The 14,952-nt window shown below is 66.9% G+C and carries 14 protein-coding genes; 6 read left to right on the top strand and 8 right to left on the bottom strand.

The genetic code is table 11. The annotated features are described in order from the left end of the window. Positions 1-10 precede the first annotated feature (10 nt). Positions 11-883, bottom strand: a complete 873-nt coding sequence (locus ACMVY4_RS14695) for a nickel/cobalt transporter (RefSeq protein WP_416896765.1) — start codon at positions 881-883, stop codon at positions 11-13. A gap of 130 nt (positions 884-1,013) precedes the next feature. Beyond that, positions 1,014-1,652 (bottom strand): DUF1007 family protein, encoded by a 639-nt coding sequence (locus ACMVY4_RS14690; protein ID WP_416896764.1) that lies wholly within the window; start codon positions 1,650-1,652, stop codon positions 1,014-1,016. 237 nt (positions 1,653-1,889) lie between these two features. On the opposite strand from ACMVY4_RS14690, the gene wrbA reads away from it, so the two are divergent. Continuing rightward, positions 1,890-2,534: an NAD(P)H:quinone oxidoreductase gene (wrbA, locus tag ACMVY4_RS14685; protein WP_416896763.1), complete on the top strand. Its 645-nt coding sequence runs from the start codon at positions 1,890-1,892 to the stop codon at positions 2,532-2,534. On the opposite strand, the gene ACMVY4_RS14680 is transcribed toward wrbA, so the two are convergent. Next, positions 2,494-2,931 carry a hypothetical protein gene (locus ACMVY4_RS14680; protein ID WP_416896762.1) on the bottom strand — a complete coding sequence of 146 codons (438 nt, stop codon included), beginning with the start codon at positions 2,929-2,931 and terminating at the stop codon, positions 2,494-2,496. The two genes, wrbA and ACMVY4_RS14680, sit on opposite strands and share 41 nt — an antisense overlap. A 54-nt stretch (positions 2,932-2,985) precedes the next feature. Between ACMVY4_RS14680 and ACMVY4_RS14675 the strand changes: the two genes are divergently transcribed. After that, complete coding sequence (locus ACMVY4_RS14675) at positions 2,986-4,011, top strand: hydroxyacid dehydrogenase (protein ID WP_416896761.1); 1,026 nt, start codon at positions 2,986-2,988, stop codon at positions 4,009-4,011. Here ACMVY4_RS14675 and ACMVY4_RS14670 read toward each other — a convergent pair. Continuing rightward, on the bottom strand, positions 4,008-5,201 hold the full coding sequence (locus tag ACMVY4_RS14670; protein WP_416896760.1) for a hypothetical protein: 1,194 nt from the start codon (positions 5,199-5,201) through the stop codon (positions 4,008-4,010). The genes ACMVY4_RS14675 and ACMVY4_RS14670 overlap by 4 nt on opposite strands. Before the next feature lie 146 nt (positions 5,202-5,347). On the opposite strand from ACMVY4_RS14670, the gene ACMVY4_RS14665 reads away from it, so the two are divergent. Next, positions 5,348-6,901: a sensor histidine kinase gene (locus ACMVY4_RS14665; RefSeq protein WP_416896759.1), complete on the top strand. Its 1,554-nt coding sequence runs from the start codon at positions 5,348-5,350 to the stop codon at positions 6,899-6,901. Here the strand turns inward: ACMVY4_RS14665 and ACMVY4_RS14660 are convergent. After that, positions 6,878-7,339, bottom strand: coding sequence for a YHS domain-containing (seleno)protein (locus ACMVY4_RS14660; protein WP_416900320.1), 462 nt, complete (start codon positions 7,337-7,339; stop codon positions 6,878-6,880). The genes ACMVY4_RS14665 and ACMVY4_RS14660 overlap by 24 nt on opposite strands. Positions 7,340-7,495: 156 nt before the next feature. Here ACMVY4_RS14660 and ACMVY4_RS14655 point away from each other — a divergent pair, with 156 nt between their 5' ends. Beyond that, complete coding sequence (locus ACMVY4_RS14655; RefSeq protein ID WP_416896758.1) at positions 7,496-8,263, top strand: alpha/beta fold hydrolase; 768 nt, start codon at positions 7,496-7,498, stop codon at positions 8,261-8,263. 6 nt (positions 8,264-8,269) lie between these two features. Here ACMVY4_RS14655 and ACMVY4_RS14650 read toward each other — a convergent pair whose 3' ends face one another. Continuing rightward, a complete protein-coding gene (locus ACMVY4_RS14650) occupies positions 8,270-9,169 on the bottom strand; it encodes a metallophosphoesterase family protein (RefSeq protein WP_416896757.1) in 900 nt (299 codons plus the stop codon). Between the two features lie 256 nt (positions 9,170-9,425). On the opposite strand from ACMVY4_RS14650, the gene ACMVY4_RS14645 reads away from it, so the two are divergent. Further along, positions 9,426-11,486, top strand: a complete 2,061-nt coding sequence (locus ACMVY4_RS14645; RefSeq protein ID WP_416896756.1) for a methyl-accepting chemotaxis protein — start codon at positions 9,426-9,428, stop codon at positions 11,484-11,486. A 70-nt stretch (positions 11,487-11,556) separates the two neighbouring features. Here ACMVY4_RS14645 and ACMVY4_RS14640 read toward each other — a convergent pair whose 3' ends face one another. Together ACMVY4_RS14640 and ACMVY4_RS14635 are read right to left on the bottom strand one after the other, a co-directional pair. After that, positions 11,557-12,582 (bottom strand): hypothetical protein, encoded by a 1,026-nt coding sequence (locus ACMVY4_RS14640; RefSeq protein WP_416896755.1) that lies wholly within the window; start codon positions 12,580-12,582, stop codon positions 11,557-11,559. Positions 12,583-12,662: 80 nt separating this feature from the next. Continuing rightward, entirely contained in the window at positions 12,663-13,544 is an 882-nt protein-coding gene (locus tag ACMVY4_RS14635; RefSeq protein WP_416896754.1) for an alpha/beta fold hydrolase, read from the bottom strand. 224 nt (positions 13,545-13,768) lie between these two features. On the opposite strand from ACMVY4_RS14635, the gene ACMVY4_RS14630 reads away from it, so the two are divergent. Next, positions 13,769-14,947 (top strand): CaiB/BaiF CoA transferase family protein, encoded by a 1,179-nt coding sequence (locus ACMVY4_RS14630; RefSeq protein WP_416896753.1) that lies wholly within the window; start codon positions 13,769-13,771, stop codon positions 14,945-14,947. Positions 14,948-14,952 lie beyond the last annotated feature (5 nt).

Here is a 14,952-nt window from a genome sequence, read left to right as displayed (position 1 = left end):
TCCTGCCGCGTCAGACACCGAAAGGCGCGCGCGGCTGATCGAGAGACGCAAGAAGGAAAAGCACGCCGAAGGCGATCAGGGCAAGCGCTCCGAGCAGCTTGAGGCCGGTTTCGATACGGCCCGCCCATTTCATGTCCCGGGAGGCGAAGCGCAGCGCGGCCTTCTTCGACGTCAGCGTCAGAACGGCCAGCGCCGATACCGTCGCCGCCGTTCCGAGCGACATGGCGAATGTCGCGCCGATGCCGGCAAGGTAGAGGCCGTTGGCGATGGCGAAGACAAGTACGATCAGTGCGCCGCCGCAGGGGCGGATGCCGACAGCCGCGACGATCGGGAGCGCGCGGCGGATGGTCAGCGGTTCGCTCGACAGGGCGGCGACATCGGGTCCGTGATGGTGATGATGGTGGTCATGGTCGTGACCCTCATGGCCGTGACCGTGATCGCCGTGATCGTGATGGTCATGTTCGCCGTGGTGATGGTGGTGTCCCCTGCCCGTCACCACCTGCCAGAGCAGGAATCCGCCGATCAGGGCGATGACGCCGAAGCTGATCTGTTCCAGCGACCAAGCCGCATCCATCAGCCGCTGCCCGGCAAGGCCGGCCAGCCACGCACCGCCGAAGACGAGCACCACGGCGCTGACGCCCTGGGCCAGCGACGACAGCACGGCAAGCAGAATGCCCTGCTTCACCGCCCGTTCGTTGGCCAGCAGATAGGAGGTTATGACGGCCTTGCCATGTCCCGGCCCGACCGCATGAAAGACCCCGTAGAGCAGGCTGATCAGCACCAGCGCCCAGGCGGTGCCGAGGCTGTAGTCCTTCTTGAGTGCACCCACGGCCTGCCCGAGCTGCCGGTAGAGGCGGCTCTGGATGACGCGGACCTCGTTCATCAGGCTGGTGTAGAGGCCCGGCTCTTCGGCGGCGCGGCCGACGGCGCAGGTTTCTGGAACGGCGACGGCGTCTGGGCCGTCGCGGGTACCTGCCAGAGGATGAACGCTGCCAGTACGGTCAGCAGCAGCCTCAGCCGCACGTCAGATTGACCACCGGCGCGAAGTCTGCTGCCCAGAGGGCGTCCTGCGTCACGCGTGCGACCATATCGTCAGAGACGTTTTCGGGCCGTTCTCCGGCAGCCACGCCGACCGCGCGGCAGCCATCGGGCGCCGGTCCTTCGAGCGCCACCGTCTTCTCGGGATCCGTATCGAAGGCCACGTAGTAGCTGGGATCGAAGGTCCGGAAGCGGATCGCGGCGCTGCGCGGATCGACCGGATGATCCAGCGGCAGCACATACCAGTAGACGAGGATACCGTCCTCGTTGCGCCCGCCGAATTCCGTCACGTCGCGGTAGGCCGCATCGCCGAGGCCGACCTTCATGTTGGTGAAGTAGTCCCATTCGGCCAGGTGTTCGCGGTTGATCCCGGCCTGATGCGTCAGTTCCGCTTCGGTCGTCTCCCCGTCCCGGTTCTCGTCTGCGCCCTGGATCGCGAAGGCGGAGTACAGCTCGTCGAACTTCCAGACGATCCGGATCGCCTCCACGCGGCCCTGCTCGTCGAAGAGGAAGGCGGATTCGGTATCGACCCAGACATGGGGATGCGCAGATGCCGGCTGAGGCAAGGCCACAGGCCCGAGCATCGCCAGGGCCGCGGCAACCCGTTTCCACATGTTCGGAACTCCAAGCGTTGCGGATGGACCGATCCTAGCCGAAGGGCCTTCGTGGCGAAAGGGCCCAGACAGCGCCGGGAACATCACTGTTTCCGGAAAGAAACCTGTTTCAAATCAAGGCATTGAAGCTGTTTTCGGGCCATTCGGGAAAGCCCTCCGGACGGACCCGTTCCAAAGCCTTCGGCACGCCCCACCTCTGCCTCATCGCAACCCGCAAACCCGAAGGGAATCAATCCGATGACGAAGGTGCTCGTGCTCTACTACTCCTCCTACGGCCACATCGAAACCATGGCCAATGCCGTCGCCGAAGGCGCCGCGTCGGCCGGCGGCGTCGAGGTGACGGTCAAGCGCGTGCCGGAGCTTGTGCCCGAGGAGCGCGCGAAGGACGCCGGCATCAAGCTGGACCAGGAAGCCCCCGTCGCGGATCCGTCGGAACTGGCCGACTACGACGCCATCATCTTCGGCACGCCGACCCGCTTCGGCATGATGTCGGCGCAGATGCGCAACTTCCTCGACCAGACCGGCGGCCTCTGGGCCCAGGGCAAGCTGGTCGGCAAGGTCGGCGGCGCTTTCACCTCCTCGGCGACCCAGCATGGCGGGCAGGAAAGCACCCTGCTGAGCTTCCACACCACGCTGCTGCATCAGGGCATGGTCGTCGTCGGTCTGCCCTACGCCTTCCAGGGCCAGATGGGCATCGACGAGATCAAGGGCGGTTCGCCCTACGGCGCGACGACAATCGCCGGCGGCGACGGCTCCCGTCAGCCCTCCGAGGTCGAACTCGAAGGCGCCCGCTTCCAGGGCCGGCACACAGCCGAGATCGCCAAGAAGCTGAGCGCGACCGTCAGTCGTTCGGACGCGGAGGTGGCGGAGGCGGCAGATTGAGGACCACGATACCGCCGTTCCCGTCCTCCTCGCAGAGCAGGAACTGCGGCTGGTCCAGACGCTGGCCGTCATAGGTGAGATAGCCGGTCTCGACATCCACTAGGACGAGCCCGGCATCCACCTCGACCTGATCCAGGAAAGGCGGGCGAACCGCAAGGAACTCGGCAATGGGGATGTTCAGGGGAATGGGCACGAAACGCGGTGTCCGGACCGCGTTGCCACCGTTCAGGTCCGCGGGGACCACTGCCTTCCCGTTGACATCGACGCCCGGTTTGTAGGCCACATCCGGCGCCGCGACATGCGCAGAAACCAGACGGCACCGCCCGTCGTCCACCACGATGGTCTGGGCGGCGGCGGGACATGACAGCATCAGGGCAAGCAGAAGAATTGGTCGCATCGGCCCATGATGACGGCCTATCTTTCGCATTCCGTTAACGACGATTGCCTGCCCATGCCCCGTCTCGTCTATCTGGACGCCTTCCCGGCACCCAACGCCCTCGACATTCTCAAGCCTCACGGTTCGATCGATGTCATCCGCATCGACCGGAACGACCCGGTCGCAACGAACTTCGGCGTCCTGTCGCGCGCCCATGCCTATCAGTGCGTGCCGGCGCGTGACGAGGTGCCGGAGCCGTTCCGTATCCATCGCGACTTCCTCTCGCAGACGCCCGAATTGCTCATCGTCTCTTCCGGCGGCTCCGGCGTCGATCCGTTCGACATCGAGGCCTGCACCGAGGCCGGCGTGCTGGTGGTCAACCAGGCTGGCGGCAATGCCGAAGCGGTTGCCGAACACGCGCTCGGCATGATCCTGACATTGCTGAAGCGCGTGCCCGAGGCGGACCGCGCCCTCCGGCGCGGCTGGAACGGGGCGCGGACAGATCTTCGCGGCCGCGACCTGCTCGGCAAGACCGTCGGCATCGTCGGGCTGGGCCATATCGGCCGCCGGCTGGCCTGGCTCTGCCGCCACGGTTTCGGCTGCGAGGTGCTGGCCCATGACCCCTACATCACCGCGGAGGATTTCGCGGCCCGCGACGCGGTCTCCACGCCGCTCGACGAACTGCTGGCGCGCTCCGATGTGGTCAGCGTCCATACCCCGCTGACCGGCGAGACCCGCGGCATGTTCGCGGCGAAGGCCTTCGGCGCCATGAAACCGGGCGCGATCTTCATCGCCACGGCGCGCGGTTCGATCCACGAGGAGCCCGCGCTCACCGAGGCCCTGGCGTCCGGGCATCTGGCCGGCGCGGGCCTGGACGTCTGGGACGAGGAACCGCCCGCGGCAGACCATCCCCTGCTCGGCTTCGACAACGTGATCTGCAGCCCGCATACGGCCGGCGTCACGAAGGACAGCCGCGAGCGGATGGCGGAATACGCCGCGACGCAACTGATCGACCTGCTGGGCGGCAAGGAGCCCGCCCGGCCCGTCAACCCCGAGGTCCTGCCGCGGTACCGCGAACGCTTCCGCGAGATCCTGGGCTAGGGCGCAAGCGGTCTGCGGAAGAAGGCCCCGGCCGGAAACCCCGCCCCGAAGGCCGGCCGCTGAACCACCGTCGCTGCACAGGTCCCGAGGCTCGGCCCGGCGAAGAAGTCGGCGGGCGGCGTTGTCGTCGGCGCCAGATTGCACGCGCTGACCAGCGGCACGGCGCCAGGCGTCGTGAGCCAGATATGGATGTCCCAGAGCCTGGGATGCCAGACCCCGAAACGCCTGATATCGATGATCGGCAGACGCGGCTCGCGCGCCGGCGCCGCATCTCCGGGCGTCACTTCCGGCAACACCTGATTGATGAAGCTGCCATCGGGCATGTGCCACCCGGCATTGTGGACGAACCAGGCCTCCCGCGGCAGGCAGCCGAAGGCCGGAGGACCCGCGGGCGTGTATGGACGCGCAAAGGCGATCCCGATCAGGGTCATGGGGATGTCGGCGAAAAACGGCTCGGTGACCTGCGCCAGGTTCGAGGCCGGGTTCGGCGCGTAGAACAGCAGGCTCGGCGTCAGCGGTGTGTTCTCAACTCCCAGGCTCTCGACCAGATCCATCAGGTTCGGCGGCAGGATCGCGCTCGCATGGGCGAAAGCGACGCCCATGCCGCGGAAACTGACGAACTGGTGCGACGGAACGAAGCCGAGATCGATCAGGCCGGCGACCTCGCCGAGCGAATTGAGCGTCGCCGGTATCGTCGGCGACGCCCTGACGATGGCGTTGATCGCGGTCAGCGTATTGTTGACGTCCTGCGCCCGGCAATCCAGCCGGTTACTGACCACCTGAGAGGTCACGGTGGCGATCTCCGTGCCCTCGTTGAGCCGGTAGTTGACGTTCCATTGTGCGCTGAGCAGTTGCGCCCGTGACAGGCGATAGCTGGCCGGCAAGGTGACGGAAACCTGCCCGCCGGAGGCCGGAACCGACGCCACCGGGAACGCCCGCGCCGTCGTTGCATCGAAGCGCGAGGCGTCGCGGTCGCGGGCGACCCTCAGTTCCACATCGACGATCTGCTGGGCCGCACCGGGCGGAGTGAGCGCGGCGGTCAGCGTGCGCCCGCCGCCGAACCTCAGATCCCGCGGTATCGGATCAGCGGTGATTGCCGGCGGCTGCAGCGCCGTCACCAGAGGCCGAAGATCGGATTCACAGGCCGCCGCGAGCAGGCCGCAAAGCAGTAAAAATATCCGTTTCATCACCAATCCCCCCATTGGATCGAAACGCCCGCTTCATCCTCCCCGGCTCAAGGCGACCTGTCAATTTCATCGCCTGTGGACAAACGGGTGCGAAACCCGCCGCGACCCGGCATGATGCGGCCGACCTTGAGGAGGGAGCCGACAGGCAAGTGAGCGCGAACCGCCCGGACTGGAAGATGCAGGACGGCACCGGACCGGAAGGGCCGGCGCCGGTGCGGTTCCGGCATTCTGTCCGGCTCCGCTTCCTGCTGGTCAATCTGCCGATCGCCTTCCTGCTGGTGTTCCTGATCCTCGGCGCCTTCTACGTCATCGAGCACCGGCAGACCCTGCGTGAACTGACAGCCAAGCTCGACCGGATGGTGGTGAACTACGGCATTCTCGTCGCCGATCCGCTGCTGGACGGCGATACGGAGCAGGTGGCGCTGATCCTTGCGGCCTCGACCGACGATCCGGATCTGATCGGCATTTCGGTCAGCGACGCCGGCGGTCGCGTCGTCGCCCGCATCGGCACGTTCCAGGGCGTGTCCCGGCCAGACCTGATCCGCACGAAGCCGCTCCGCATGGCCACCGCCGACGGCATGCAGCGGATCGGAACGCTGCATGTCATGCTGGACGACACCAGACTGCAGCAAACGACGACGCGGCTGGCCGAACTGACCGCGCTTCTTCTCGCCGCCATGCTGGTGGCCACGCTGATCAGCAGCCTTGTGGCGCATGAGAGCGTCATCGGCGGCCCTCTCCGGCGTCTGCTGGTGCATATCCGGGCCTTGCAGAGCGGCAACCCCGGACCGCCCCCCAGGCCGGGCCGGCGCGACGAACTGGGCGTCCTGACAGATGCCTTCAACCGCCTGCAGGACCAGCAGCAGAAGCAGGGCGAAGCCCTTCGCGCCGCCCACGATACCCTGGAAGCCCGCGTCCGGGAGCGCACGACCGAGTTGCAGGTGGCGCTGGAGGCGGCCGAAAGCGCAAGCCGGGCCAAGAGCCAGTTTCTCGCCAATCTCAGCCACGAACTCCGCACGCCGCTGAACGCCATATCCGGCTTCGCCGAAGTGCTGAAGACACAGCCCCACGGTCCGCTCGGCGATTCACGCTATCTCGAATACGCCGCCGATATCGGCGTCAGCGCCGATCACCTGATGGTCCTGATCAATGGGTTGCTCGACCTGTCGAAAGCGGAAGCGGGCAAGATGGAGCCATCGCTGCGCGAACTGGATGTCGGACGTGCGCTGGAGGAGCCGATGCGGCTTCTGCGGGTGCAGGCCGAGGCCGCGCGGCTGAGGCTTTCCGGCGAGATCCCCGACGATCTGCCACCCGTGATCGCGGATCCCCAGATGGTGCGCCAGATCGTGCTGAACCTGCTCTCGAACGCGATCAAGTTCACGCCGCGGGGCGGCCATGTGACACTCTCGGCGATGCGGACCGACAACGGCTTCGTCCGCTGCGAGGTCCGGGACACGGGAATCGGCATCGCCGAGGCCGATATCCCCCGCCTGCTGCAGCCCTTCGAGCAGGCCGACAACGGCCTCGACCGCCGCTATGCCGGCACGGGACTCGGCCTGCCGCTGGCCAACGTCTTCACCGAGTTGCTCGGCGGCGAGATGCAGATCGAGAGCGTGCGGGAAGGCGGGACCTGCGTCAGCTTCACCCTGCCGGCCGCCGATGCCGAGGACGGCGCGGCCTCACTCCTTGAGCGGCAGGCGTGACTGCGGCACGTCGCGGATCCGCTCCCAGACCTGATCGCTGAGCGCCAGGTTTTCCGCAGGCTTCTTCACCCACTGGGACTTGGTTCCGCCGCTGAAGAAGACCAGCAGCCGCCCGTCTACGAAGCGGTAATGGGTCGGATCGATATCGACCTTCTCCCCCATCAGCACACCGAAGGCGCAATAGCCGCCATAGGACGGCGCATAGGCCGCCGGATCGGCCACGAAGGCCGCACGGTTCGCTTCCGAGACGAAGCGGTAGACGGCCCCGTCATGCTCGGCGGTGATGTCCGAACGCCCCGGCATGGGGGTGCCGCCATCGCGGTAGACGACGACGTCATAGCCCTTCATCACCACCCCGTCCGCATCGAGGTTCTTGGGACGGATATCGTCGGCGGACGCACCGGCGGCGACAAGAACGAATATCAGGCCCAGCAACATCTGACGCACGGCACACTCCTTCATCGGAATCGAGAACAGCAAGTTAGCACGGCCGGATTGCCGACGGCACGATCCGACATTGCCGGATGCGGCCGCCGGTTCCCGTGGCTAGGCTGGAGCCGGTGCCGGGCCGACCGGCCAATGGGGAGAGACACCATGCCGATCGTGAGCCGCGGAGAGACCGATCTCTATTACGAAGTGCATGGTCGCGAAGACGGTCCCGGGCTGGTCTTCGCCCATGGCGCCGGCGGCAACGCCGCAAGCTGGTGGCAGCAGGTGCCGGCTTTCGCGGATCGATACCGGATTGTCGTCTTCGACCACCGCGGTTTCGCCCGCTCCCCCTGCCCGCCCGGCGAACAGGTCGCGACCGAGTTCGAGGACGATCTGATCGCCGTCATGGACGATGCCGGCCTCGAGAAGGCGCATCTGGTCTGCCAGTCGATGGGCGGCTGGACCGGCGCACGCGCCGCAGTGAAATATCCGTCCCGGATCGGCGGCGTGTTGCTGGCCAACACCCCCGGTGCGATCGAGACACAGGAGACCAGGGCAAACCTGCATGTCCTGCGTCAGCGCATCCAGAATGCGGGCGGCCTCGGCGGGCTCGCCATCAGCCAGGAATTCATCACGCGCTGGCCGGCCGGCGGGCTGCTCTACAAGCAGCTGTCGGCCTTCAACGCGGGCAACATTCCCGACATCGCCGATCCGGCGGTCTGTGTCTCGCCCGAGCAGGTGACGGCGAGCGGTGTGCCCTTCTGGGTGCTGGCGAGCGATCTGGATCCGCTGTTTCCCGACGCGATGCTGAAATCGGTCGCCGCGGCCATCGGCGCGGAATACCGCCACGTCGCTGGCGCCGGCCATTCGACCTATTTCGAGATGCCGGACGCGTTCAACGGGATCGTCGCGGCCTTCCTGGCGGCGACCTGAACCGCATCATTTCTTCAACAGCCTGTCGCGAGCCGCGCGGGCCTCGGCGGAGAGCGCGGGCGGCTTCGGCGCATAGTCCTTTGTGCGGTGGGTCCAGTGGCTGCCGGTCTCGCGCCGCGGCAGCACGAAGCGCGCAGGGTCGCGGCCGAAGACCTGGATGTCGACGGTCTCGCCGATCTCTGCGACGCCCCAGGCGCCGGTCGGCTTGCCGCCGGTGGTGAAGCTCTCGGTCAGGGAATGCACGGTCACATAGGGAATGCCGTCGACGACGTTCAGCGCGTTCCAGTGCGTGTGCCCCGCCAGGCAGAGCGCCACCTTGCCCGAGCGCTCGATCACCTCCCGCGCCAGCGCGCCCTCGGCCTCGTAGCAGCCGAACTGGCGATGGTTCTCGAAATAGAAGTTGCCCACCAGCGAGCCGTTGTCGAGCGGCGCATGGGTGCAGATCACGGTCGGCAGTTCCGTCGCCGCCAGATCGTCGCGGAGCCAGTCCAGATCGCCCTCGGCGAAGCGGAAGCCCTCGGACGAGGCCAGATGGGTGTGGGCGTTCCAGATCACGATGTGGAAGCCGTCCCGGTCGAAGCTGTAGCTGGCGAAGCTCTTCTGGAAGGCCTCCTCAGCCTCCTCGCGGCTGATCACATGGTTGTCGTGATTGCCCAGCAGATGCGCTGCCTCCAGCTTCGCGAGGCCGAAGGCGTCGCCCACCTCCCGCTGAAGCAGGATGTCTGTATCATGGTCGACATCGTTGATGCGGTCGCCCAGCTCGATCACGGCATCGGCGTTCAGCGCCTTCAGTTCCGGCAGCACGTCCTTCATCAGCGGCACCGCGGCCGAGCCGATCTTGGTGCCGGTATCCGGGCCGTGATGGATGTCGGCGATGAGGCCGAGGCGAAGTGTGCGGGCCGTCATCTGGCACCTTCCCACCTGATCGAAAGAGCCCTTACGTTACCCGGTACGGGTGCGGTTCACCATGCGCAGGAAATTTTTTCCAGGACCAACTTTCGCCGCCCCTGTCTTGCCTATTTATTGGTCAAGTACTTCACACCTCATCACGTTTTTCAATTCGTGATCAGTTATTTACACCTTGTTTACAGCCAAGGTTGACGTTGCGGATCGCCAAGCAACCGCCCGTCCCGGGCCATGCCGACCGCAACGGAATTCATTCATGATCAGACTCGTCAACAATCTCCCGATCTCCGCAAAGATCGGCCTGATTACCCTGCTCCCGCTCTTCGCCGCGCTCGGGCTGGCGCTGTTCGAACTGATGGAATACCGGTCCCGCGCGGACGCCGCCCACCGCCTCGCGCGGACCGTCGACATGGCGCCGGATGTGATCGGCGTGGTCCATGGTCTGCAGATCGAACGCGGGAGCTCGATCGGCCTCATCGGCGACCGCGGCGACCCGTTCAGGCCCTTGCTGACGGAAACCCGGAAGGATGTCGATCAGGCGATCCTGTCGCTGAAGGCGACGCTCGCCGACCACGGGGATGTGCTGGCATTCGAGGCTTTCGGCACGCCGATCCGGAAGGGTCTGGCGGCTCTGGCGCGGCTGGACGACATCCGCAGCCGCGTTGACGCCGGGTCCGTCACGGCCGACGAGATCAAGTCGATCTACACGCCGATCATCGGCCAGCTGATGGACGCCGAGGACAGCTTCCGCAGCCTGGCAACGGGCGCCCGTTCCGCCGAGCGTCTGGTTGCGTTCACCGCCCTGACGGCTGGAAAGGAGGCCGCGGGCCTCGAGCGCGCCATCGGCGCCAACACGATCGCCAGCGGCGCGATGACCCTCGCCCGCCTCCAGACGCTGATGGAATTGCGAGGGCGTCAGAACGCCTCGTTCGCCAAGTACCTTTCCTTCGCCGACGACACCAACGCCCGGCGGCTGCGCGATGTCCAGGCGCATCAGGTCACCCGGACAATGGACAGCCTGAGGGAGCTGGTTGCCGGCACGAAGCTGGGCGAACCGGTTCAGGCGATCGGACCGATCGACTGGTTCCAGACCGCGACGCAACTGATCAATGCCCTGCATGAAGTCGAGATCGGACAGGCGGAATACCTGGTCCGGGCGGCGCATGCCGACGAGGAAGCAGCCGAGAACAGCTTCCTGGTGCTGCTCGTCGCCATCGCCGTCATGCTGGTCTTCGTCTCGCTGATCTGTGCGCTGGTCGTCCGGTCCCTGACCGGCGGACTTCGCCGGGTCAACAAGTCGATGTCGGCGCTGGCCGACGGCGACACCGAAACGCACATCTCCGGCAAGGCCCGCAAGGACGAGATCGGCCACATGGCGCGCGCGCTCGAGGTGTTCAAGCAGAACGCCATCGAGAAGATCCGGCTGGAGAAGGAGCAGGATGCAGCCGAGGCCCGCGCCGAGGAGCAGCGCAAGGCCGCGATGCAGGAACTGGCCGCCGAGTTCGAGATCGCCGTCGGCCACATCGTGCAGACGGTGTCCGGCGCCGCAGAGGAACTTCGCGCGACCGCCGAGGGCATGAGCTCGACCATCGCGGAGACCAGTCACCGCTCAACCGCCGTGGCCAGCGCCTCCCAGCAGGCCTCGGTGAACGTCCAGTCGGTCGCGGCCGTGGCCGAGCAGATGTCGGCCTCGATCGACGAGATCGGCCGGCAGGCCGGCGAATCCTCGACCCGCGCCCGGGACGCCGAGCGGGAGGCCGACGAGACCGGCAATACGGTCGCCCAGCTTTCGGATGCGGCGACGCGGATCGGCGATGTCGTCGCCCTGATCCGAGAGATCGCCGAACAGACCAACCTGCTGGCCCTGAATGCGACCATCGAGGCCGCCCGTGCCGGGGAAGCCGGCAAGGGCTTCGCCGTGGTCGCCACCGAGGTCAAGGAACTGGCCAACCAGACGGCGGCGGCCACCACCGACATCGCCGAGCAGATCAAGGCCATCCAGAACGCCACCGGCACGTCGGTCTCGGCGATCCAGAAGGTGACCGGCGCCGTCAAGGAACTGAACGGCATCGCCACCATCATCGCATCGGCTGTCGAGGAGCAGTCGGCGGCCACCCGCAGCATCGCCGAGAACGTCCAGCAGGCCGCCAGCGGCGCGCAGGACGTGACCCACAACATCAGCGGCGTAACCCAGGCGGCGAGCGAGTCCTCCGAGGCCGCCCGTCACGTCCTCGACTCGGCGGGCGATCTGGCCACCCAGGCGGCGAACCTCAACACCGAAATGGGGAACTTCCTCGCCCGCCTGCGCGCGGCGTAACCGGTCAAGGCAAGGTAGCGTATCGTTCGTGAAGTGGCCGCCGGACTACGGGTCCGGCGGCGTTTCTTCCCTACACCGCGTCCGGCAGCGTTACGGCCTTCCTGAAGTCCGACGGTGTCGCGTCGCGGGACTTGTAGATGTGCAGCACACAGCCGCCGTCTTCCCGGGAAGCGTCCGAGTAGACCCATTGCGGATAACCGAACCAGCGGATCGAGGCCGAGCCGTTCCAGATCGGGCAGTGGCTACAATAGACCGGCAGGCGGTCCTTGCCGAAGGTCAGCGGGCCGGCGTTCTCGACGAAGGGCAGCGCTTCCGGCCCGTCGTAGGCGCCGTTGATCCGGAGCCGGCCGCCGCTGCCACAGACCGCCTGGTCGATGGTGAACTTCTCGTCATCCTCGGTGACCGTGGCCTCGCCCATGTGCTGGCGCAGCAGGAAGGCGCTGACCCGGGCGAAGTCGCGCGCCGAGAGCTTGTCCCAGGCCTCGAAACCGTGCCGTTGTCCCTCGGCCATCGCCATCTGGAAGCGGGTCAGTTCGTCATCGCCGAAGCAGCGCAGCGCCCAGCCCATGCCGTCCGCCATCAGGCGGATCATCGCGTCATGGAAGGGCAGATAGCTTTCCTCGTCCTTGGCGACGAGCAGCGCCCTGGCTCTGGCCGCATCTCCGCCGTCGATGGCCGCCACGGCCTGATCGGTGATCGCGGCCTGCGCCTTCTCGAAGGCGGCGACGGCGGCATCCAGCGTGTCGGCCGCAAGCTTCGCTTCGTCCGCGAGTACGGCCTTCGGTGCCAGTTCGAGATCGAACCGGTCGGCGAGGAAGGCCCGGAAGCGGTGGATGGTCTCAGCCGCCTCATCGACGGCCCGTTGCGCGCCGGGCTGCCCCTCGAAGCGGGCCGCGGTCGCAACCATGGTCTCCAGCTCGACCCGGATGGTGATCGCAAGGCCCCGGGCCATCAGCGAAAATTCCTTGGCGAGATTGCGGGTCAGGCCGTCGCCTTCCAGCGCCAGCCGCCGCGCCTCATCGGTCTCGCCCGCGTCCAGCGCCGTCCGGACTGCATCGCCCAGCCGCCGCGACCAGATTTCCATCGGTGCGTCCATGATACCGTCTCCTCCCCTTGAAGCTGAAAGGGTGAGACGGCGGCCGGTCCCTGTCAAACGCAGGCCCGGCAGGGCTGCCCCTACGTCGCGATGAACCCCGCCACCTTCTCGCAGAAGTCGTCCAGGCGGTCGTGGTGGACCCAGTGACCGGCGCGGTCGTAGGTGACGACCTCGGCGGTGTTGAAATGCTCGATGCGGCCGTCCTTCACCGGGTTGGAGGCCCAGCTGTCGGCGCCGTAGACCAGCAGTGTCGGGCACGCGATCCGGTTCCAGAGCTCGTGCAGCCCTTCCTCCGGCATGTCGTAGGGCGGCCAGTTACGGACATAGTTGTCGAACTTCCAGGAATAGGTGCCGTCCTCGTTCTGGATCACGCCCTGCTCTGTCAGGTGCCGGGCCTGCTCGGGCGAGAGGTGCTTGTTCTCCTCCTGCATCCGGCTGAAGGCCTCCTCGATCGAGGGGTACTTGCGCGGCGTCCGGCCCGAGGAACTGCGCGTCTGGTCGATCCAGGTCTTCATCCGGGCGTCCATGGTCTCGCCGGCGCGTTCGGCCATGACCTTCGGGCTCGGACCCAGGCCCTCGATGGCGACCAGGCGGCGGACGTTTTCGGGGTAGATGCCGGTGTAGCGGAGCGAGATGTTGCCACCCAGCGAGTGCGCCACGATGGTGACCGGCGCCAGGTCCTGCTGATGGATCAGCTGCGCGAGATCGTAGACGTAGCCCATCATGTTGTAGTTGCCGTCGGCCGACCACTGGCTGTCGCCGTGCCCGCGCAGGTCTGGCGCGATGACGTGCCAGTCGTCGCGGAAGCGCTCGGCCACCCAGTCCCAGTTGCGGCAATGGTCCCTGCCCCCGTGCACCAGCAACAGCGGCGGCTTTTCCGGATTGCCCCAGTCGACATAGTGCAGCCGGAGCCGCTGGGAGAAATAGGTGCGCGAGGTCGGGCCGGCGGTGGTGAGCGGCATGGGCGGTTGTCCGGAATCGGTGGCAGTCGGAGGAAAGGTAGCGCAGCCGTGGCTCCACGCCCAGACTGTCACCCCCGCCTTGTGCGGGGGTCCGGTGCGGCTGTGCCGCAAAATCATGACTGACCGGATGCCCGCATGAAGCGGGCATGACATCGGCGTCCCGCAGGCCCTTCCTTGCGTCCTCACCCTCACCGCCTAAACTCCGGCGCAGGGAGGACACCGCCATGACCGACATGCCACTCGCCGGAATACGGGTGCTGGATCTGACGCGCGTGCGCGCCGGGCCGACCTGCGTCCGGCAGTTCGCCGACTGGGGTGCGGACGTGATCAAGATCGAGGTGCCGGACGCCGCCGGCGGCGATGGCGGGCTGGGCGGGCCGCGCAAGGGACCCGACTTCCAGAACCTGCACCGCAACAAGCGTTCGATGACGCTGAACCTGAAGTCGCCGGAAGGCCACGCGGTCCTGCTGAAGCTGGCCGAGACCGCCGACATCGTGGTGGAGAACTTCCGTCCCGACGTGAAACGCCGCCTCAACATCGCCTTCGAGGACCTCTCGACGGTGAACGAGGGCCTGATCTACGTCTCGATCTCCGGCTTCGGTCAGGACGGCCCCTACGAGAAGCGCCCCGGCGTCGACCAGATCGCGCAGGGCATGGGCGGGCTGATGTCGATCACCGGCGAGCCAGGCCGCGGGCCGATGCGCGTCGGCATTCCAGTCGCCGACCTCACCGCCGGGCTGCTGGCGGCCCAGGGCGCGATGATGGCGCTGATCCAGCGCCAGCGCACGGGCAAGGGCCAGTGGGTCCAGACCAGTCTGTTGCAGGCGCAGGTCTTCATGCTGGATTTCCAGGCTGCGCGCTGGCTGGTCGACGGCGACGTCGCGGGCCAGGTCGGCAACGAGCATCCGACCGGCGTGCCGACCAACGCCTGGGCGACGGCGGACGGACACATCAACGCCGCACCGGCGGGCCAGCGGCTCTATGAACGCTTCTGCCACGCCATCGGCACGCCGGAGCTGATCGACGACCCGGATTATGTCGACGGCGGCCAGCGCTACCGCAACCGCGCGGCGCTCAACGACCGCATCGCCGCGATCCTGAAGACGAAGACCAGCGCCGAATGGATCGACATCCTGAACGAGGCCGGGGTTCCCTGCGGCCCGATCAACGGCATCGACCAGGCCTTCGCCGACCCGCAGGTCGCACATCTGGGCCTGGCGCAAGCCGTCGAGGATGGTGGCAAGCCGCTGACGCTGGTCGGCCAGCCCATCCGCATGTCCGCCGCCGAGGCGCGGCTGAAGCACCGCATCGGCGACAAGGGGGCGGAATCGGGCGACATCCTTGCCGAGGCGGGTTATGACGGCGCCGAGATCGACCGCTTCCGCCGCGACGGCGTGATCTGAGGAGA

This window comes from Minwuia sp., assembly GCF_048007105.1.
Lineage (GTDB): Bacteria > Pseudomonadota > Alphaproteobacteria > Minwuiales > Minwuiaceae > Minwuia.
This window is presented reverse-complemented; position numbering and strand designations above follow the sequence as displayed.

Bases quoted from the DNA above. Each gene is read 5' to 3' on its own strand.
- ACMVY4_RS14690 (WP_416896764.1), bottom strand. From the start codon at position 1,652: ATGTGGAAACGGGTTGCCGCGGCCCTGGCGATGCTCGGGCCTGTGGCC.
- ACMVY4_RS14660 (WP_416900320.1), bottom strand. From the start codon at position 7,339: ATGTTGCTGGGCCTGATATTCGTTCTTGTCGCCGCCGGTGCGTCCGCC.
- ACMVY4_RS14640 (WP_416896755.1), bottom strand. From the start codon at position 12,582: ATGGACGCACCGATGGAAATCTGGTCGCGGCGGCTGGGCGATGCAGTC.
- wrbA (WP_416896763.1), top strand. From the start codon at position 1,890: ATGACGAAGGTGCTCGTGCTCTACTACTCCTCCTACGGCCACATCGAA.
- ACMVY4_RS14630 (WP_416896753.1), top strand. From the start codon at position 13,769: ATGACCGACATGCCACTCGCCGGAATACGGGTGCTGGATCTGACGCGC.
- ACMVY4_RS14635 (WP_416896754.1), bottom strand. From the start codon at position 13,544: ATGCCGCTCACCACCGCCGGCCCGACCTCGCGCACCTATTTCTCCCAG.
- ACMVY4_RS14675 (WP_416896761.1), top strand. From the start codon at position 2,986: ATGCCCCGTCTCGTCTATCTGGACGCCTTCCCGGCACCCAACGCCCTC.
- ACMVY4_RS14645 (WP_416896756.1), top strand. From the start codon at position 9,426: ATGATCAGACTCGTCAACAATCTCCCGATCTCCGCAAAGATCGGCCTG.
- ACMVY4_RS14695 (WP_416896765.1), bottom strand. From the start codon at position 883: ATGAACGAGGTCCGCGTCATCCAGAGCCGCCTCTACCGGCAGCTCGGG.
- ACMVY4_RS14650 (WP_416896757.1), bottom strand. From the start codon at position 9,169: ATGACGGCCCGCACACTTCGCCTCGGCCTCATCGCCGACATCCATCAC.
- ACMVY4_RS14680 (WP_416896762.1), bottom strand. From the start codon at position 2,931: ATGCGACCAATTCTTCTGCTTGCCCTGATGCTGTCATGTCCCGCCGCC.
- ACMVY4_RS14655 (WP_416896758.1), top strand. From the start codon at position 7,496: ATGCCGATCGTGAGCCGCGGAGAGACCGATCTCTATTACGAAGTGCAT.